This window comes from Mesorhizobium sp. WSM4904, assembly GCF_029674545.1.
In the GTDB taxonomy this organism is placed as follows: Bacteria; Pseudomonadota; Alphaproteobacteria; order Rhizobiales; family Rhizobiaceae; genus Mesorhizobium.
On sequence record NZ_CP121354.1, the window covers coordinates 6052718 to 6069787 of the forward strand.

A 17070-nucleotide genomic window follows, 5' to 3' on the forward strand; every position below is an offset into this window, starting at 1 on the left:
GGTTGCGGCGCGCTGGTGTAGCTCCAGCCGCAGCAAAAATTCAGGCCTTATCTAATGTTCCGTTGCCCTGCTTCAGGCGGGCACGGCGGTGTCGGCTCCGCCGAGATAGAGCCGGTGCAGTTCGTCCGGCGATTGGCGAAGATTGGCGCAGTCGCCGTCGTAGACGACGCGGCCGCGGCGCATGACATAGGCGCGGTTGCCGATCGACAACGCAAGTGCTGCGAACTGCTCGACGAGAAGCACCGCCAGGCCATCATCGGCGAGCTTGCGCACCGCCGTCATCAGCCGCGTGACGATGACCGGCGCCAGGCCGGCCGACATCTCGTCGATCAGCAGCACCTTCGGGCGGGTGAGAAGCGCCCGCGCTGACCGTCCATGTCGAACTGTCGGCCAAGGCCAACCGGATCAATGTCGATGTCGGCCAGGTGCTGCCGCTGCACGGCACGGCGTCGGGCATCGCCTTCCTTGCCGCCTCGCGGCTGGAAGTGGTCAGCGCTTATCTCGAAAAGCCTTTGCAGGCCTTCACCGCGCATACGATGACAGGGCCGGAGACGCTGGCCAAAGCCATCGCGTTTGCAGCCGCAAGCGGCTATTCGCGCAGTTCGCAGAGCTATGAGGAAGGCGTGCACAGCATAGGCGCCGCGATCCTAGGCGCCGACGGCCAGCCGATCGGGACGCTGTCGATCGCCTCCCCAGTCTCGCGCGTCGACGACGCGGTCGCGGCCAGCCAGGGCGAGGCGGCGGTCAGGGCGGCGCGGCTGATCTCGGCACGGCTGACCGGCGAGGCATAAGTTCGTTTCCGCCGTTGCGGCAATGATGGTTAAAGCATGTCTCCCGAAAGTGGGAACCGGTTTCGGGATAAAGACATGCGTAAAATCAAAAACCTAAAGCGCATGGAGCGAATCTGAAAGATCGCGACGCGCTTTAGGTGCTGCCGAAGCCAGACGTCGCCGTCAAACTACCTCCTGGTAAAATTCGATCGGGAGTCCATCGGGATCGGCGATGAAGGTAAACAACCGTCCCGTGTAGGGATCTGTTCGGATGGGTTCCACCTCAACGTCTTGCGAACGAAGCAGCTCGGCAGTTGCCTCGACCGAGGCGACCGCGAATGCAATATGTCTTAATCCACAGGCCTCGGGCCTGCTGGGCCGGCTTGGCGGATCTGGGAAACTGAACAACTCGATCTGGATGGCGCCATGACGCAAATCGCACTTCCAAGACTGCCTCTCGGGGCGCCAGTTTTCAGCGAGAACGACGAAGCCGAGCTTGTTCGTGTAGAACAGCTTGGACCTTTCATAGTCACTGCAGATGATTGCGACATGATGGGCAGCCAGGAGCATCAAATTGGCCTCACGCAGGGTTCGTTAACGGCGACGCAGCAGAGTCGCATCGGGTATGCCTGTGGCGCAACTAGGTGCGGACACTTCATCGAGCGGCCGTAGAACGTACGGAGTCCCGGCCGCTTGCCAGGTCCTTGTCGCCCTGCCCTGAGCGCTTCCTTCGTCAACGAGCGTGAATGAATTTCTGCCGTTGCGACCCAGGCGAAGGTCAGGGCGCGGGATCGGTGAGGAAGGGCATGATGTCCACGCCGTCTCCTGGAAAGACGGAGAAATGCGGATGGTTCTCGAAGAGGCGGGCGGCGGCCTCGATGGTTTCGGCCTCAACGACGATGTAGCCGCAGAAGGGGTTCACGGCGCCGGCGATGCCGTCCTTGGTCACGCGCGTCGTCTTGCCGACCATGCCGCCACGATCGGGAAACGATGCGGCGTTCCTCTCCTCCCAATCCGCCCACCGCTTCAACCCGATGGCGTCGATCGCGTCCTGCTCGGGCTTGGGCAGGCTGCGAAAGCGGGCGAGGTCTTCGGGTTTCATGGTGTAGACGGCGAGAAAGCGGGGCATGCGGCGCGCTATATATGATGACGGAAAGGCATTCGAGCTTAGAGCCGCTACCGGCCGAAGTCACTCCGATCAGGTGCCCGCCGCCTATCTGCATCAGATCGGGACATCCGCTTCCGGAGGACGGAGGGCCGGCGGAACAGCCGAGATCGGCGTATTGCCGACGCCGCCACCGCATCGAGATAGCAGCCTCATCGCCCACCCGACGCGGCCGTAGCAACCGCCAATTGCGCCTCGAACGCTCGCTTGAAGGCCGGCCTCGCTTCGCCGCGGGCGACATAGGCGGCGAGGTTCGGGAATTCGTCCAGCAGCCCCGACCTGTTCAATCTGCGCAGCACCCCGACCATGACCAGGTCGCCGGCGCTGAAGGCGCCGTTGAGCCAATCGGCACCGCCGAGGCAGCGGGAGAGTTCGGCCAGCCGCTTGCGTATGCGATCCTCGACGAGGGGCAGGCGCTCGGCGTGCCACGGCGCGTCGCGCTCGATGATCACGGCGGTTACGAGTTCCAGGATCGGCGGCTCCAGCGTGCTGAGCGCGGCGAACATCCAGGTGATGGCGCGCGCTCGGGCGTTCGCGTCCTCAGGCAGCAGGCCGGCATGGCGCTCCGCGATATGGAACACGATCGATCCAGACTCGAACAGGCAGAGATCGCCTTCCTCATAGGTCGGAATCTGGCCGAACGGATTGACCGCAAGATGCGCGGGTTGCTTCATGGCGCCGAACGAGAGGAGACGAACGTTATAAGGCTGGCCGACTTCCTCGAGCGCCCAGCGGACACGCATGTCGCGTGCCTGCCCCCTGCCGCCGTCGGGCGAGCGTTCAAAGGCGGTGATGGTGGGGATCATTGGCGGGCTCCGGGTGCATGACTGGCGAGCGGGAATGATTGCGAGCACCCAAAGGACGAACGACCGCTGCTGCTCCCGACAACTTGCCTCGTTTTCTTTGTCATGGGACTTTCCCGTCCGAGCCTTTGGCGCGCGGGTGCCGTCGGCGACCCGAAACCTTTCGCACTCATGATCCGAGCTCAACCCGGAACAGCAGCGGGAACCATGGGCCGATGAGGCTATCGACGCCGGCTCCGGATCAAACGCCGGCAATCGCCAAGAGCCAGGCCAGGATGTCGAGCAACAGGAAGAACAGCGCTATCTGCAACGCCACCCGCAGCCGCTGGATGATACGCCAGTTGCTGGCCATGTCCGCCTTGATGCGCAAGGCAAGCGCGCGGCGCATGGCCGACATCGTTGCCGGCCTGTCGCCATCGACATATTGTTCGAGCAGCTCTTCCGGGTCGAAGCGGAACGCGTATTGGTGGTAGGGCCAAAGCATGAAGACGATCAGCCCGCCGATGCCGAACAGCAGGGCCACCGCGATCCAGTCCCAAAGCCCAAGCCCATTGGAGAGGGCCGCGCCGCCGAGCAGCGAGTTCGCGAATGCGGTGGCGAAGATAAGGCTGCCGGCGCGGGTATTCATGTTCTCCACGACGCTCTGCTGATGAGTGAGACCTCTCACCGCCTCCTCGTAGATGAATGCAAGACGAGGATCGTCGTCGGCAAGACCGTTTGCGTCGGCTCCGTTGCTTTCTCCTCGACCCGGACGTTCGGCCATGAAAGGTGCCTCCAGCGCGGCGAAGCTTAGCTCAAATCTTTCGCAGGCTTCAAACGGTCACCACGATCTTGCCGAACTGCTCGCCAGATTCGAGGAAACGATGCGCCTCGACGATTTCGTCGAACGGGAAGGTCCTCGCGATGACCGGCTTCAGCGCGCCAGCCGCGAGGCCGTCGAGAATGAAGCGCTTGGCCGCTTCCAACCGGGCCGGATCGCCGGTGATTTCGTGCACCAAGTAGCCGCGCAGCGTCAGCGTCTTGGCGAGCACCTCGAACAGCGGGAACGGCGTCGGCTCCGGGCTCAAGCCGCCATATTCGATGAGCATGCCGCCGTGCGACATCGCCGCCGTCAGCGGCGTGAAGATCGGACCGCCGACCGCGTCGAGGACGACGCGCACGCCCTCGCGCGCGATCTCCTTCAAGCGCGCCTCCAGGTCCTCTTCCTGCAAGGCCACGGCGTGAGCGGCACCCGCATCGAGCAGAGCGCTCTTCTTGGCCGACGTCCGCGTCACGGCAATCGGCACGGCGCCGATCATTTTGGCGATCTGGATTGCAGCGAGCCCGACACTGCTCGATGCCGCGGTGATGACGACAGGCTCGCCACGACCGAGACGGCCGATATCGACCAGCGCGCCATAGGCGGTGAGATATTGCATCCATGTCGCGGCAGCGGCTTCGAAGCCGAGCGACGGCGGATGCTTGACGGTGAGATCCGCCGGAAAGGCGACGAGCTCGCCATAGGCCGGCCAGCGCGCCATCGAGCGCGGCGGGATGATGCTGACCGCGTCGCCCGGCGCAAGACCATCGACGCCGTCGCCGATCGCCTCGACGAGGCCGGCCGCTTCGAGGCCGAGGCCTGACGGCAGCGCCGGTGCCTCGATATAGGCACCCTTGCGCATCAGGGCCTCGGCGCGGTTCAAGCCCAGCGCCTTGACGCGGATCCGCAGCTCACCCGGACCGGGCGGCGGCACCTCGACATCCTCGATGCGCAGCACGTCGGGGCCGCCGTGACGGTGAAAGCGAACAACCCTTGCCATCAGTGCACTCCAAATCCAATCGACGGAATGGACTATGCAGAGGCATCCGAAGCGGATAAATCGCGCGCTAAGCAGAACAGTCGAAACGATTGGTTTTGAATATGGATCGCCTCGAAAGCATGGAAGTGTTCGTCAAGGCGGTCGACCTCGGCTCGTTCGCGGCTGCCGCGGCGGCGCTCGACCTGTCGGGGCCGATGGTCGGCAAGCATGTCCGCTTCCTCGAGGAGCGCCTGGGCGTGCGCCTCATCAACCGTACGACGCGCCGGCAGAGCCTGACCGATTTCGGCCGCGCCTATTACGAGCGCTGCCGCATCGTGCTGGCGGAGGCGCAAGCCGCCGATGCTCTGGCGGCCGACCAGTTGTCGGAACCTCGCGGCAAACTGCGCGTGACGATGCCGGCGCATTTCGGCCGGCACTGCGTGACCCCGATCCTGCTCGAACTCGCGCGGCGCTATCCGACGCTGGAGATCGACCTGTCGCTCAGCGACCGCTTCGCCGACCTCGTCGAGGACGGTTTCGATCTGGCGATCCGCACGGGAGCGCTGGACGACAGGGCCGGCATCATCGCGCGACGCGTCGCCCGCCAGCGCATGATCGTCTGCGCCTCGCCCACCTACATTGAGAGGTTCGGCCAGCCGCTTCGGCTCGAAGACATCGCCGGCCATCAGGCGCTAATCTATCGGCGGCTCGGCCATGTGCTGCAGCCCTGGCTGTTCCCGCGCGACGACGGCTCGGTCGCCGAGGTCGCCCCGGCCGGCCGGCTGCGGCTCGACGACTTCGACGCGATCGCCGACGCGGCGACCGAGGGCATGGGTCTCGCCTGGCTACCTTACTGGCTGGTGCGTAAGCGCATCGACGCCGGCGAGCTCGTCCGGCTGCTGCCGGACCAGGCGGACTATCTCTACGACTGCCACGCGCTCTGGCTGCAAACGCCGCATCTGCCGCTGAAAGTGCGGCTGGCCGTCGATGCGCTGGCGGCGGGTCTGCCGAGAATGATGAGCTAGTTTTACGCCGACTTTAGGCGTTGCATCGCACCAAGCCGCTGCGCCGATTTCATTGTGGGCAACCCCTGAATGGTTTCCGAGATTGATCCACGCCGTCTTCAGGTCCGTGTATTTGTCGATGGGGAGTTTTGGCGGGTGAGGAATGCGCCTTCCCTTCTCCCCCTGTAGGAGAAGGTGGATCGGCGCGCAGCGCCGAGACGGATGAGGGATATTGGAAGGAATGAGGCGGCGACGATTTCGAACGTATCGCCAAGCTGGAGCACCCCTCATCCGACCGAGCTTCGCTCGGCCACCTTCTCCCACAAGGGGAGAAGGAAAAGCGCTCAGCTCTCCACCGTCTCCGACTGGATCAGGCTTTCCAGCATGTCGAGCAGGCGCTCGTGCTGCTCGGCGCCGTAGCGCCTTTCGATGGCGTCGTAGATGGCGACGCGCTCGGGCGCCAGCTCCTCGATCAGCGCCAGGCCGGCCGGACTGATCGCGAGCAGCGCACGGCGGCCGTCGTCCTTGACCTTGTTGCGGGTGATGAACTCGCGCTCCTCCATCGCCTTGATGATGCGGGTGAGGCTGGGCGGCAGGATCGAGGCGCGGTTGGCAAGCTCGGTTGCCTCCAGCGGACCGGTTTCGGCAAGCACACGCAACACGCGCCATTGCTGCTCGGTGATGTCGTGGCGGGCAAGCATCGGCCGGAAATGCGCCATGATGACTTCGCGAGCGCGAAGCAGAGCCATCGGCAGCGAACGGCGAGTGCTGGGCGGTAGCAAGGTCAGGTCTCCAATTCCAGGTTCCGCTCGCGACTCGAGACAAAACTCGACGGCTATCGAGCTATATCCGCGATTTTGCCGGGAGCGGCAATCCCACGCCCGGACGCTACATTGGCTTAGAGAACGACGCTTGAGTCCGCGCTCAGCATCGACATCCCGGATTCCGGCATCCTGTTCGACAATATGTTCTTCGAGGACGGCGGCATGGTGCCGGCCGGCCGCTTCATCCAGCCGCGCATCGAGGCCGAGATCGCCTTCGTGATGAAGGCGCCGCTCGCCGGTCCCGACATTTCGATCGACGACGTGCTCGACGCCACCAGTCACATCACCCCGGCACTGGAAATCCTCGACACCCGCATCGAGCGGATGAACAAGGAGACCGGCAAGATCAGGACCTTCTTCGACACGATCTCGGACAATACCGCCAATGCCGGCATCGTCATCGGCGGCCGCTCCGCCGGCCCGCGCGAGGCGGATCTGCGCTGGACCGGCGCCATCGTGTCGCGCAACGGCGAGGTCGAGGAGACCGGCTCGGCGCCGGTGTGCTCGACCATCCAGCCAAGGGCATCGTCTGGCTCGCCAACCGGCTTCACCGATACGGGATGCAGATCGAGGCCGGCCAGGTGGTGCTCTCGGGCTCCTTCATCCGGCCGATCGAATGTCGGCATGGCGACCAGATCGTCTCGGATTTCGGAGCCTTTGGTATGATCCGCATCGCCTTCGCCTGACCTCGTCAGTCTTCTGTCTTTTGCGCAATTGCGGGCGGTGGCCGCAGTGCGATGGCTTGCGCCAAAGAAAAAGGCCGGGCGCCAAAGCGGCCCGGCCAAAAATGAAGGTCATAACCTTCAGAGGGGAACATCGCCCGGCGCAATGGGAGGAAAACACCGGACGACACCTGTTATTTGGGCTTTGGCCGGCCGGTTTGCGACGAACGGAATTCCAAAAAATAGCCGAAACGCGAAAAAATATCGCTCGGGCGCAGGCAAAGCTCAGCCGGCCGTGGCCTTTTCCAGCAGATCGGCATAGTGCCGCCGCGCCACGTCGGGATGCGACCTCAGCCGGCTCTTCAGCAGATTGGTGCCGACGTTGCGGAACAGCGGATTGTCGGGATCGCTGGCCGGACCCCGCGCTTCGGCCGCCAGTTCCTCCGGCAGGTCGAGCAGCGGGATCGTCGCGTCGAGACGGGCGCTGAAGAAGAACGGCACCGATATCCGCTCGACGCCGGCCGGCGGCGTGACGACGCGGTGCACGGTTGCCCTCAGATAGCCGTTCGAGGCGAGCTCGAGCAGCTCGCCGATATTGACCACGAGCGTTCGCGGGATCGGGTCCACATTGACCCAGCTGCCGTCATACTCGACCTGAAGCCCCTTGTTCTCGTCCTGCAACAGAAGGGTGAGCAAGCCGCCGTCCTTATGCGCGCCGACGCCCTGGTCGTCGCCGGTGGCGTCGCGGCCGGGATAGCGAACGATCTTCATGCGGTGGTTGGGCTCGCCGCGATAGATCGGATCGAAAGCGTCTTCCAGCTGATCGAGCGAGAGCGCGAAGGCCTTGAGCAGGCGGATCGCAACCTCTGTCGCCTTGGCCTGCCAGGCGAGCAGCGCCGGCTTCAGCTCGGGCAGCGCGGCGGGCCACTGGTTCGGACCTTGCAGGCGCGTCCAGACCGGCACCCCCGGCCCTTGCGAAATGGTCGCGCGCTCGACGCCTATGTCCAGCTGCTCGCGCCAGTCGGCCTTGCCCTTGGTCAGTTCGCCGCCGGCGCGCGTATAGCCGCGGAACTGAGGCGACTTCACCATTTCGATCGCGAGCTTGTCGGCTTCGGGCAAGGCAAAGAAGTGGCGCGCGGCATTGAGCACCGCGTCGATATCGGACTGTGCTATGCCGTGGCCGCTGAGATAGAAGAAGCCGACATCGCGGGCCGCCGTTCGCAGGTCAAACAAGAAAGTCCGCAGTTCCGACGCGCCCTGTTCAAGGCGGTCGAGATCGAGCACCGGAATTATTCTGGCCATGGACAGGCTCCTCCTGCGGCAACTCTTTGTTTTCGCAATCCGGACGGAAAAACCGCTGTGCACTTTTCCTGGAATTGCTCTGGCGACCCCGCCGCACGATGACATGCGCGTCATTGGAGGTGAAGAAACGCGCCGACCAATCTCATTGCAAACGGAGCAAGCCGCCGCTCAAATCCGGGCTTTTGCGGCAAATTGCGTTCGATGCGACCGCCGCCGGCCCAAGCGCTCATGCGCGATGATCGAGCCGCGCCACCAGGCGGTCGCCGATCCACTGGATGCCGCAGACCAGCACGATCAGAACGACGACCACGGCGATCATGACGCTAGTCTCGAAACGCTGGTAGCCATAGCGGATGGCAAGGTCGCCGAGACCGCCGGCACCGATGGCGCCGGCCATGGCCGAGGCGCCGACCAGCGTCACCAGCGTCACCGTGAAGCCGGCGACGATGCCCGGCAGCGCTTCCGGCACCAGCACCTCGCGGATGATCGTCCAGCGATTGCCGCCCATGGCGCGCGCCGCCTCGATCAGGCCGGGGTCGACCTCGCGCAGCGACACTTCGGCGATGCGGGCATAGTAGGGCGTTGCGGCGATCGACAGCGGAACGATCGCCGCCCAGGTACCGATCGAGGTGCCGACGATCAGCCGCGTCACAGGGATCAGCGCCACCAGCAGGATGATGAAGGGCACGGAGCGGAAGCCGTTGATCAAAGCGCCGAGGACGCGGTTCACCCAGAGGTTTTCGGCGATGCCGCCGCGATCGGTGGCGACCAGCGCCAGCCCGAGCGGCAGGCCGAAGACCAGCGAGATGAGACCGGAAGCGCCGGTCATCAGCACGGTCTCCCAGATCGAGCGAAGCAGGAGTTCAAACAGGACTGGCGACATGGCCAAGCACCTCCACCCGCGCGCCGCGGTCTTTCAGGAATGCGATTGTCTGCGCGAGACCCCCGCTGTCGGGGACGGCGAGGAACAGCGTGCCGACTGGTTGCTGCTGGACATGGTCGATGCCGCCATGCACGAGGCGGATCGGGCCGGGCACACTGTCGCTCAGATCGGACAGCAGCGGACCGCGCGCCGCATCGCCGGCCACATCGACCTTGAGGATCGTCTCTGCGCCCTCGCCCACGGCCAGCCGGCCGGCGATCTCGGGCGGCAGTTGCGGCCGGATCGCGCCGAGCAGGCTGCGCGTGATCTCGGATTTCGGATCGGCGAAGACTTGCCAGACGGCGCCCTCCTCGACGATGCGGCCGGCGTCGATCACCGCCACGCGGTCGGCGATCGAACGGATCACCTCCATCTCATGGGTGATGAGCAAAATGGTGAGGCCGAGCCTGGAATTGATGTCCTTGAGCAGCGCCAGGATCGAGCGCGTCGTCTCCGGATCGAGCGCCGAGGTCGCTTCGTCGGATAAGAGCAGAGCCGGTCGCGCGGCGAGCGCCCTGGCGATGCCGACACGCTGCTTCTGTCCGCCCGAGAGCGAGGCTGGATAGGCTTTCGCCTTCTCCGACAGACCTACCAGTTGCAGCAATTCGGCGGCGCGTGCCATGCGCTCGGCGCGCGGCCGCCCCTCGATCTTGAGCGGCAGCGCGACATTTTCCTCGACGGTTTTCGCCGACAGAAGGTTGAAGTGCTGGAAGACCATGCCGATGCGGCGGCGCAGCGGCTGCAAGTCGCGCTCGCTCAGACGGCTGATCTCGCGGCCCTCGATGAAGACCTCGCCCGAATCCGGCCGCTCCAGGCCGTTGAGGCAGCGGATCAGCGTCGACTTGCCGGCGCCGCTGCGGCCGATGATGCCGAGGATCTCGCCCTTGCGAACCGTGAGCGAGACGCCGTCGAGCGCCGCCGTCGCGCCGAAGCTGCGCTTCAGGCCGACGAGACGGACGACATCTTCCGTCCCCGTGGGCCGGATGTGGACCGGTTCGGCTATCTCGGCCTTGACATGCTGGTTCATTGCTATGTCCGTTTCAGCGCTGCGCAAACGCGACGGCGGCCCGCTCGCCGGCGAACCGCCCGTTCCTGCCAGCCAGGCCCCGATCAATAGGCGCTGATCCCGGTGCCCTTGTAGACCTTGTCGAACTCGGCCTTGACGGTTTCATTCTGATAGGAAGCGACCAGCGTCTTAACCCAGGGTTCGTTCTCGCTGCCGGCCTTGACCGCGATGAAGTTGCGGTAGGGATTGTCCGCCACCGGCTCCTGCGCGATGCGTTGCTCCGGGCCAAGGCCGCTCTTCAGCGCCCAGTCGGTGTTGACCACGGCGGCGTCGAGATCGTCGACCGAGCGGCCGACGATGCCGGCGTCGAGCTCCTTGATCTCGAGCTTCTTCGGGTTCTCGGCAATGTCGGCGGTCGTGGCCAGGATGCCGGTGCCGTCCTTCAGCTTGATCAGCCCCTCATGCTCAAGGACATGCAGCGCGCGGCCTTCGTTGGAGGGATCGTTCGGCAGGCCGATGACGGCGCCTTCCGGTAGGTCGGCGACCTTGGCGTGCTTCTTCGAATAGAGGCCGATCGGCCAGACGCCGGTATAGCCGACCGGGACGATGTGATACCCTTGAGTCTTGATCTGGTTGTCGAGGTAAGGCTTGTGCTGGAAGGCGTTGGCGTCGATCTCGCCGCGCTCAAGCGCTTCGTTGGGCTGGGTGTAGTCGTTGAAGACGACGGTTTCGATCGTCAGTCCCTTCTTGGCCGCCTCGGCGGTGACGACACGCCAGACATCCTCGTCCTCGCCGCTGATGATGCCGACCTTGATCGCCTTCTTGTCCTCGGCGAGGGACGGCGACGGCTGGGCGAGGCCTATGACGGCAAATGTCGCGGCCAAAAGTGCGGCAAGTCCGGCGCGTCTGGTGATTGACTTAGCGAGAGAATTTGAAGCGTTGCCGCGTTCGGACATGATGCGTTCCTTGCGATCCTGAAATCATTTCGGCCTGGCGGAATGCGAAGCCTCGATATCAGCATCACCAATGCTGCCCGGCTGGGCAAAGAAGCGCTTTTCCTATCAAACGGGAGGCGGAAAATATTCTCTCAAAGATTTTGTGACTTGGAGAACGCTGGCCGCCGCCGGCAGATATTCGACGCGGCGCAAGATCGGAGCGGCGGGCGTTTATGAAGCCCGCTGTGCGACGGGCCAGGGCAATCGGTCATGCGCCGGCAGCCGCGAAACGGTCGGCAGGCCTCGCGCTTCCTGCGCGCCAAAGCCCAATCGTGTCAGGCAGGCTCGCGCCAAGGCCGCATTGCTGTCGATGACGATCAGTCCGTTCGTGTCGTTGAGGCTGGCGGCCACCACCGACAGTTCGGTGCAACCGAGCAGGGCGGCATCGGCGCCAGCCAATCGCGCGAGATGAAGCGCGCGCTCGGCCTCAATCGCCGCATCCACGATCGAGCCGGCCTTGACGAGGGCGATCGCGTTGTCGACGCTTTCCTGAAACTCCTTGCTCGCGGGAAGGCATAGGTCGAACCCCGCCGCCGCTATCCTCTCCTGATAGAAGCCGGAGACGAGCGTGCCTCGGGTTGCGAGGTTCGCAACCCGTCCGTGGTCCTGGCAGCGACGGATCTCCGTCACCACGGCATCGCCGATATGAATGATCTCCGCGCGCGAGTTCGCCGCCAGTTGATCGTACCAATGATGGGCGGTGTTGCACGGCATCGCGATGCACGCGACGCCCAGCGCATTGAGCGTCGAGACAGCGGCTTGCAGCGGCGCCAGCGGCCCGTCATGGTTGCCGAGGATCGCTTCCGTCCTGTCGGGCAGTTGCGGCACGCTGAGGATGACGGCGGGCACATGCTCGTTGTCGCGGAGCGCCTCGGTCATCCGGGTCAGCTTGAAGTAGAAGTCGGCCGACGCAAGCGGCCCGAGACCGCCTATGATGCCGAGCTCAGGACGGATGCTGTCGTCGATCATCGGGCGGGCTCGGCTTCGGGCACTTCCTGGACGATTTCGGCAGCCTGCGGCGCCTCCCTGTGACTGGGCGCGATCATGGCCGTGCTCGCCGCGACGGTGCTGACGCTGGACAGCGTCATGAACGTATCCACGGCAGCATCCACCGCGACGAACAGGGCGAAGGCCGCCTCGAAAGGAAGCTTCAGGTAGCCGCACACGATGGACATCTGCGACAAGATGAGCAGGCTGCCCATGCCGCCGGTCGTGAGCGCGAGAAGCGCCGAAACGATGCCGACGAGCAGGAGGTCGGGCACGCCAAGCGGATGGCCGTAGAGCTGGGCGATGAACAAGGTGCCCGAGGTGTAGAGAAGCGCAGGGCCGGTCCGCAGCAAGGCCGCCTGCAGCGGCACGAGCAGCTCGACCACCACCAGGCTGAACCTCAGCCGCTCGCTCAACAGGTTGATGACCCACGGAAGCGAGGCGACCGTGGAGCGCGTGGTGATCGCCACCATGAGAAGGGGCTGAAGGGTCTTGATGGTCGTCCAGTAGCTGCGTCGCGATCGGATGGCGATGACTGCAAATGCAACGGCGAGGAATGTGAGGCAGGACAGGCCCATCACCAGCAGGTAGCCGCCCATCAGCGTGAGCGGCCTGGTTCCGGTCGAGGCGGTCTGGTCGGCGATCAGGATGAAGGTTGCGACGGGCAGCCCCCAGACGAACCAGTTGGTCAGCACCGTGCAGGCCCGGTAGACCGCGTTGAGCGCCTGGGACAGGCTCATGGACGAGGGCTGAGGGATCTTGCCCATTGCGAGCCCGAAGAGCAGGCAGAACAGCAGGACCTGGATGGTCTGGCCCGAGGCCAGCGCGTTGAAGACGTTGTTGGGCACCAGGTCGAGCAGGATCGAATGCTCGCCGTTTGCGCCGGCATTGGATGGCGGCGGCTGGAACGGGAATTCGAGATCGGTGGATACGCTGCCCTGGGAATTGATGAACTCGCCGAGCTCGATGCGCGACTGCGGGTTCTCGATCTGGCCCGGCTGCAGGACCAGCGAATATATGCCACTCACCAGCACGGCCAGGAACGAGACGACCAGTACGGCCATGCCCACCTTGCCCAGGTAGCGGACCGATTTCGGATCCTGGACCATCGCCGTGATGGAGAAGATGACCGACGACACCAGGTAGGGCAGGACGACCATCTTGAGGAAATTCAGATAGACCTGCGCGACAGGGTTGATCGCGTGGGAGAACCCTGGATAGTAGAGACCGCACAGGATGCCCGCCGCGATCATCGCCAGCGTCGTCACAGGCGAGCGCAATATGCGCCTTGCCGCCAGGCGCCAATCGAAAGGCAAGGGTTCGGCTACGTCGGCGACGGTCATCGTCAGGCTTTGCTCCCCAAGCGATAGCGCGCGATGATCTCGTCGGTGTTTAGAACCTGCTGGCCCCGGGCGAGATCGAGATAAAGGTCGACGAAGGCCGCGAGATGCGGATTGTCCGGCCGGACGCCGACCGCAATGGTGTCGACCTTGTCAGTCAGCGTGATCGAACGCGCCACGACCGTCATCGACGGATCGTCGACCATCAGCTTCTTGATCTCGAAATCGTCGCGATAGGCCATGTCGATCGTTCCGCTCCGGATCGCATCGACAACCGTATTCCAGCCGGCGAAGCGACGGATCTGCGCATGCGGGAAGGTCGTGGCCGCATAGGTGGCGAATGACGAACCCTCGATCACCCCGAGATCGCCGGAGAAATCGCGGATGATCTGTTCCGGCGGCTTGCCCTGCGTAATGCGCGCCAGGTTGAGGCGATTGGCGAGCAGCCCCTGATGCAGCATGGCATAGGGTCGCGAATAGAGGATCGAACGGCCGCGCTGAAGAGTGCGGCTGAGTTTGCCGATCGCTATGTCCGCCTGACCCGACATCAGCTGTTTCACCATGCCGTCGAACGTTACGGCGGATCGGTCGAACACCGGCTCGACGCCAAGCTCCGCGGCTATGCCGCGGGCCAGTTCCATGTCTATGCCCTTGTCTCCCGCCCCATCGGCCGGGAAGAATGGATCGGACGCAAAGGCCGGCATGGCGATGCGCAGTCTATTGTCGCCCGTGATTGGCTGCGGGGCGTTCTCCGCCTGCTGCGCCGGGCTGTTTGGCGCCGCCCGCGCTCGCGCGATCAGCAAACCGCCGCCTCCGGCTGTAAGCAGCGTGCGACGTGTAAGCGACATGCGCATTTCTCTATTCGTTCAGGGATTCCAGTAACAAATCCGACCAACTCGCAGTATGCACGCCGAGGTTAAACAAAGGTATCTTTTAAAGCTTTAAATATTACTAGTGGCCAGAGCAACGAAACATGCACCATGGCTAATATGACATGGACACCGCAGGGGCCGTGTAACTGTCAGCAATCGGCGCGGGTTGTCAGAACGTCTCAACCCATGGCCTGAGCTCGACCTCGAAGCTCCAGGCGCTGCGATGCTGGCGATGGACCGCGAGGTATGTCTCGGCGATCGCGTCGGGCGAGAGGCGACGATCAGGACGGTCGGGCTCGGGCGCCTGTCCGGGCGGTTCGATCTGGCCGTCGATGATGAAATGCGCGACGTGGATGTTCTTAGGGGAAAGCTCACGCGCCATCGACTGCGCCAGCCCGCGCAGCCCGAATTTCGGCATGGCGAAACCGGCCGAGCCGGAGAACCCTTTGAGGCTCGCGGTCGCGCCCGTGAACAGGATCGAGCCGGCGCCGCGCGCGACGAGCCGGCGGGCCGCCTGCTGACCGACGAGGAAGCCGCCATAGGCGCCGACGAGCAGGGCCTGCTTGACCGCCTCGGGATCGAGCTCGGCGATCGGGCCGCGCGTGCGGCCGCTGGCGTTGAAGACGGCAATTTCGAGCGGGCCGGCCTTGTCCGCGGCGTCGAACAGCCGCGCGACGGAGGTGGCATCCGACACATCCGTCTCCACCGCCTGTGCGCCGGTCTCCTCGACCAGTGCGGCCAGCTTGTCGACATTGCGGGCGGCGAGGATGACGCGGTAGCCTTCCTTGCCGAGGAGGCGCGCCAGGGAGGCGCTGAGGCCAGCTCCAGCGCCTGCGATCACTGCGACATTGGCTGCCATGTCGTTCCTCCTTGCGATGATGTTCGGCCGATACCGATGTTCGCACAGGCTCGCGCCTTCCGCGGCAAGAGGCAAGAACGGCGTTGCTCCATTTTCACCGTTCGGCGCAAAAAGCCGTGAAGGGATGCGAGGCTTCGCCGACCATGGCGAAGGACTTGCCTGCCGGACCGATCCGTCCGACACGTTGGTTCAACGGCGATTCGAGGAGCGACCATGGAACCAATCTGGGCCGTCGGCCTGATGACCGGCACGGTGCTTGACGGCAACATCGACGTGGCGCTGATCAAGACCGACGGCGAGCGCATCGCCGACTTCGGCACCTATACGCTTGCGCCCTACCCGCAATCGATCCGCACGCTGCTGGAAGAGACGCTGCGCCAGGCGCGCGCCTGGAATTTCGAAGGGCCGGAGCCGGCGATCTTCCGCGAAGCCGAGGAAGCGCTGACGCGAGCGCAGTCGGCCGCGGTCAGGGATCTCGTCGAAAGCCAAGGGATGACCATGGCCGACATCGGCGTCGTCGGCTTCCATGGCCAGACGGTGCTGCACCGCGCGCCGCAGCCGGGGCGGATCGGCAGGACCCGCCAGCTCGGCGACGGCGAATTGATGGCCTCACTTCTCAGCACCAAGGTCGCCTATGATTTCCGCTCGGCCGACGTAGCGGCAGGCGGGCAAGGCGCGCCTTTGGCCGCCGCCTATCATGCGGCGCTGCTCAAGGAGGCCGACGCCAGCGGCGACACCGCCGTGCTCAATCTCGGCGGCGTCGGCAACATCACCTGGTGGGACGGCAAGGACGCAATCGTCGCCTTCGACACCGGTCCGGCCAACGCACCGGTCAACGATTTCATCAAGTCGAAAGGTCTCGGCGAGATGGACCGCGACGGCAGACTGGCGGCTGCGGGCACCGTCGACGAGGCAAGGCTCGAGCGGCTGCTTCAGCATCCCTATCTCACCAAGCCCTACCCGAAATCGCTCGACCGCTTCGACTTCACCGCGGCGATGGCCGACGGACTTGGCGCGGAGGACGGCGCGGCGACGCTGACGGCTTTCACCGTCTCGGCGGTCGGCAAGGCGCTCGATCTCTTGCCGCGCCGGCCGAAGCGGCTCGCGGTCAGCGGCGGCGGTCGCCGCAACCCGACGATGATGGCGATGCTCGGCCGCCGCGCCGGCGTCGCAGTGGTGCAAGCCGAGGCGCTCGGCTGGAAGGGCGATGCGGTAGAGGCGGAATGCTTTGCCTTCCTTGCGGTGCGCGTGCTGCGCGGCCTGCCGATCAGCTTTCCGAGCACCACCGGGGTGCCGAAGCCGATGCGCGGCGGGCGGCTTGCGGGCTGATCAAGCGGAAATTTTCTTCTGCAGAAAGATGCGGCTGCGGCCAACCGGAAAATCAGGGATCGCGCCGAAGGGACGATAGCCTTGTCGCTCATAGACCTTGGCCGCGGTCGGATTGAAGGTGTCGATCCAGGCGCCGTGGCAACCGCGTGCAACGGCTTCCCGTTCGGCGGCGTCCAGCATGCTGGCGGCGATGCGCCGGCCGCGCAGCTTTTCGTCGACCCAGAGCCATTGCACGTAGAGCCAACCCCAGGCGGTGTAGCCCGATATGCCGGCGACGACCGTGCCGGCATCGTCGCGAACGAAAACGGCAAGTGTCTTGCGGCCAGAGGCGCCAACATCGCTATCGTTGAAAGCGGTAAGGCTCTCGCCGACAAAGGCAAGGTCGCGCGGCGGGGGCTCGGCGGTGACTTCAAGGCTCGTCTTCATCGTAGCTCCGGTGCGGTGCGGAGCCA

Annotated in this window: 18 protein-coding genes and 2 pseudogenes; 4 read left to right on the plus strand and 16 right to left on the minus strand. The window is 64.7% G+C overall.

The annotated features are described in order from the left end of the window. Window positions 1-72 precede the first annotated feature (72 nt). Window positions 73-366, minus strand: a pseudogene (locus tag QAZ47_RS29390) (ABC transporter ATP-binding protein); the annotation flags it as partial. A 38-nt stretch (window positions 367-404) separates the two neighbouring features. On the opposite strand from QAZ47_RS29390, the gene QAZ47_RS29395 reads away from it, so the two are divergent. Beyond that, window positions 405-791, plus strand: a complete 387-nt coding sequence (locus QAZ47_RS29395; protein ID WP_278233909.1) for an IclR family transcriptional regulator C-terminal domain-containing protein — start codon at window positions 405-407, stop codon at window positions 789-791. A gap of 162 nt (window positions 792-953) precedes the next feature. On the opposite strand, the gene QAZ47_RS29400 is transcribed toward QAZ47_RS29395, so the two are convergent. The 5 genes from QAZ47_RS29400 to QAZ47_RS29420 all read right to left on the minus strand — a co-directional run bounded on the left by QAZ47_RS29400 (window position 954) and on the right by QAZ47_RS29420 (window position 4537). Continuing rightward, window positions 954-1340 (minus strand): VOC family protein, encoded by a 387-nt coding sequence (locus QAZ47_RS29400; protein ID WP_278231702.1) that lies wholly within the window; start codon window positions 1338-1340, stop codon window positions 954-956. Window positions 1341-1548: 208 nt separating this feature from the next. Continuing rightward, entirely contained in the window at window positions 1549-1899 is a 351-nt protein-coding gene (locus QAZ47_RS29405) for a hypothetical protein (RefSeq protein ID WP_278204430.1), read from the minus strand. A 188-nt stretch (window positions 1900-2087) separates the two neighbouring features. After that, window positions 2088-2741, minus strand: coding sequence for a glutathione S-transferase family protein (locus QAZ47_RS29410; protein WP_278231703.1), 654 nt, complete (start codon window positions 2739-2741; stop codon window positions 2088-2090). Between the two features lie 238 nt (window positions 2742-2979). Beyond that, window positions 2980-3501: a hypothetical protein gene (locus tag QAZ47_RS29415; protein ID WP_278231704.1), complete on the minus strand. Its 522-nt coding sequence runs from the start codon at window positions 3499-3501 to the stop codon at window positions 2980-2982. A gap of 49 nt (window positions 3502-3550) precedes the next feature. Next, complete coding sequence (locus tag QAZ47_RS29420) at window positions 3551-4537, minus strand: zinc-dependent alcohol dehydrogenase family protein (protein WP_278204433.1); 987 nt, start codon at window positions 4535-4537, stop codon at window positions 3551-3553. 101 nt (window positions 4538-4638) lie between these two features. On the opposite strand from QAZ47_RS29420, the gene QAZ47_RS29425 reads away from it, so the two are divergent. Then, the gene (locus QAZ47_RS29425) at window positions 4639-5541 is read left to right on the plus strand and encodes a LysR family transcriptional regulator (protein WP_278231705.1); all 903 of its coding nucleotides are present in this window, start codon (window positions 4639-4641) and stop codon (window positions 5539-5541) included. Between the two features lie 323 nt (window positions 5542-5864). Here the strand turns inward: QAZ47_RS29425 and hpaR are convergent, their stop codons facing one another. Beyond that, entirely contained in the window at window positions 5865-6269 is a 405-nt protein-coding gene (gene hpaR / locus QAZ47_RS29430) for a homoprotocatechuate degradation operon regulator HpaR (protein WP_278207982.1), read from the minus strand. A 143-nt stretch (window positions 6270-6412) separates the two neighbouring features. On the opposite strand from hpaR, the pseudogene QAZ47_RS29435 reads away from it, so the two are divergent. After that, window positions 6413-7030, plus strand: a pseudogene (locus tag QAZ47_RS29435) (fumarylacetoacetate hydrolase family protein); the annotation flags it as partial. A 261-nt stretch (window positions 7031-7291) separates the two neighbouring features. Here QAZ47_RS29435 and QAZ47_RS29440 read toward each other — a convergent pair. The 8 genes from QAZ47_RS29440 to QAZ47_RS29475 form a co-directional block, all read right to left on the minus strand. Continuing rightward, the gene (locus QAZ47_RS29440; protein WP_278231706.1) at window positions 7292-8308 is read right to left on the minus strand and encodes an isopenicillin N synthase family oxygenase; all 1017 of its coding nucleotides are present in this window, start codon (window positions 8306-8308) and stop codon (window positions 7292-7294) included. Window positions 8309-8534: 226 nt separating this feature from the next. Then, window positions 8535-9191 carry a methionine ABC transporter permease gene (locus QAZ47_RS29445; RefSeq protein WP_278231707.1) on the minus strand — a complete coding sequence of 219 codons (657 nt, stop codon included), beginning with the start codon at window positions 9189-9191 and terminating at the stop codon, window positions 8535-8537. Further along, entirely contained in the window at window positions 9172-10257 is a 1086-nt protein-coding gene (locus tag QAZ47_RS29450) for a methionine ABC transporter ATP-binding protein (protein WP_278231708.1), read from the minus strand. Before QAZ47_RS29450 ends, QAZ47_RS29445 begins: the two co-directional genes overlap by 20 nt. Before the next feature lie 83 nt (window positions 10258-10340). Beyond that, window positions 10341-11192: a MetQ/NlpA family lipoprotein gene (locus tag QAZ47_RS29455; protein WP_278231709.1), complete on the minus strand. Its 852-nt coding sequence runs from the start codon at window positions 11190-11192 to the stop codon at window positions 10341-10343. Between the two features lie 210 nt (window positions 11193-11402). Continuing rightward, a complete protein-coding gene (locus QAZ47_RS29460) occupies window positions 11403-12200 on the minus strand; it encodes an amino acid racemase (RefSeq protein WP_278231710.1) in 798 nt (265 codons plus the stop codon). Then, window positions 12197-13561: a cation:dicarboxylase symporter family transporter gene (locus QAZ47_RS29465; RefSeq protein ID WP_278231711.1), complete on the minus strand. Its 1365-nt coding sequence runs from the start codon at window positions 13559-13561 to the stop codon at window positions 12197-12199. The genes QAZ47_RS29460 and QAZ47_RS29465 overlap by 4 nt, the downstream gene beginning before the upstream one ends. A 2-nt stretch (window positions 13562-13563) precedes the next feature. Further along, entirely contained in the window at window positions 13564-14406 is an 843-nt protein-coding gene (locus tag QAZ47_RS29470) for a transporter substrate-binding domain-containing protein (RefSeq protein WP_278231712.1), read from the minus strand. A gap of 193 nt (window positions 14407-14599) precedes the next feature. Beyond that, a complete protein-coding gene (locus tag QAZ47_RS29475) occupies window positions 14600-15289 on the minus strand; it encodes an SDR family NAD(P)-dependent oxidoreductase (protein WP_278231713.1) in 690 nt (229 codons plus the stop codon). A 213-nt stretch (window positions 15290-15502) separates the two neighbouring features. On the opposite strand from QAZ47_RS29475, the gene QAZ47_RS29480 reads away from it, so the two are divergent. After that, window positions 15503-16618 (plus strand): anhydro-N-acetylmuramic acid kinase, encoded by a 1116-nt coding sequence (locus QAZ47_RS29480; RefSeq protein ID WP_278231714.1) that lies wholly within the window; start codon window positions 15503-15505, stop codon window positions 16616-16618. Here QAZ47_RS29480 and QAZ47_RS29485 read toward each other — a convergent pair whose 3' ends face one another. Further along, entirely contained in the window at window positions 16619-17044 is a 426-nt protein-coding gene (locus QAZ47_RS29485; RefSeq protein WP_278204445.1) for a GNAT family N-acetyltransferase, read from the minus strand. Window positions 17045-17070 lie beyond the last annotated feature (26 nt).

Bases quoted from the DNA above. Each gene is read 5' to 3' on its own strand.
- QAZ47_RS29415 (WP_278231704.1), bottom strand. From the start codon at position 3,501: ATGGCCGAACGTCCGGGTCGAGGAGAAAGCAACGGAGCCGACGCAAAC.
- QAZ47_RS29485 (WP_278204445.1), bottom strand. From the start codon at position 17,044: ATGAAGACGAGCCTTGAAGTCACCGCCGAGCCCCCGCCGCGCGACCTT.
- QAZ47_RS29460 (WP_278231710.1), bottom strand. From the start codon at position 12,200: ATGATCGACGACAGCATCCGTCCTGAGCTCGGCATCATAGGCGGTCTC.
- QAZ47_RS29410 (WP_278231703.1), bottom strand. From the start codon at position 2,741: ATGATCCCCACCATCACCGCCTTTGAACGCTCGCCCGACGGCGGCAGG.
- QAZ47_RS29400 (WP_278231702.1), bottom strand. From the start codon at position 1,340: ATGCTCCTGGCTGCCCATCATGTCGCAATCATCTGCAGTGACTATGAA.
- QAZ47_RS29480 (WP_278231714.1), top strand. From the start codon at position 15,503: ATGGAACCAATCTGGGCCGTCGGCCTGATGACCGGCACGGTGCTTGAC.
- QAZ47_RS29465 (WP_278231711.1), bottom strand. From the start codon at position 13,561: ATGACCGTCGCCGACGTAGCCGAACCCTTGCCTTTCGATTGGCGCCTG.
- QAZ47_RS29405 (WP_278204430.1), bottom strand. From the start codon at position 1,899: ATGCCCCGCTTTCTCGCCGTCTACACCATGAAACCCGAAGACCTCGCC.
- hpaR (WP_278207982.1), bottom strand. From the start codon at position 6,269: ATGGCTCTGCTTCGCGCTCGCGAAGTCATCATGGCGCATTTCCGGCCG.
- QAZ47_RS29445 (WP_278231707.1), bottom strand. From the start codon at position 9,191: ATGTCGCCAGTCCTGTTTGAACTCCTGCTTCGCTCGATCTGGGAGACC.
- QAZ47_RS29450 (WP_278231708.1), bottom strand. From the start codon at position 10,257: ATGAACCAGCATGTCAAGGCCGAGATAGCCGAACCGGTCCACATCCGG.
- QAZ47_RS29475 (WP_278231713.1), bottom strand. From the start codon at position 15,289: ATGGCAGCCAATGTCGCAGTGATCGCAGGCGCTGGAGCTGGCCTCAGC.
- QAZ47_RS29470 (WP_278231712.1), bottom strand. From the start codon at position 14,406: ATGTCGCTTACACGTCGCACGCTGCTTACAGCCGGAGGCGGCGGTTTG.
- QAZ47_RS29440 (WP_278231706.1), bottom strand. From the start codon at position 8,308: ATGGCCAGAATAATTCCGGTGCTCGATCTCGACCGCCTTGAACAGGGC.
- QAZ47_RS29420 (WP_278204433.1), bottom strand. From the start codon at position 4,537: ATGGCAAGGGTTGTTCGCTTTCACCGTCACGGCGGCCCCGACGTGCTG.
- QAZ47_RS29455 (WP_278231709.1), bottom strand. From the start codon at position 11,192: ATGTCCGAACGCGGCAACGCTTCAAATTCTCTCGCTAAGTCAATCACC.
- QAZ47_RS29425 (WP_278231705.1), top strand. From the start codon at position 4,639: ATGGATCGCCTCGAAAGCATGGAAGTGTTCGTCAAGGCGGTCGACCTC.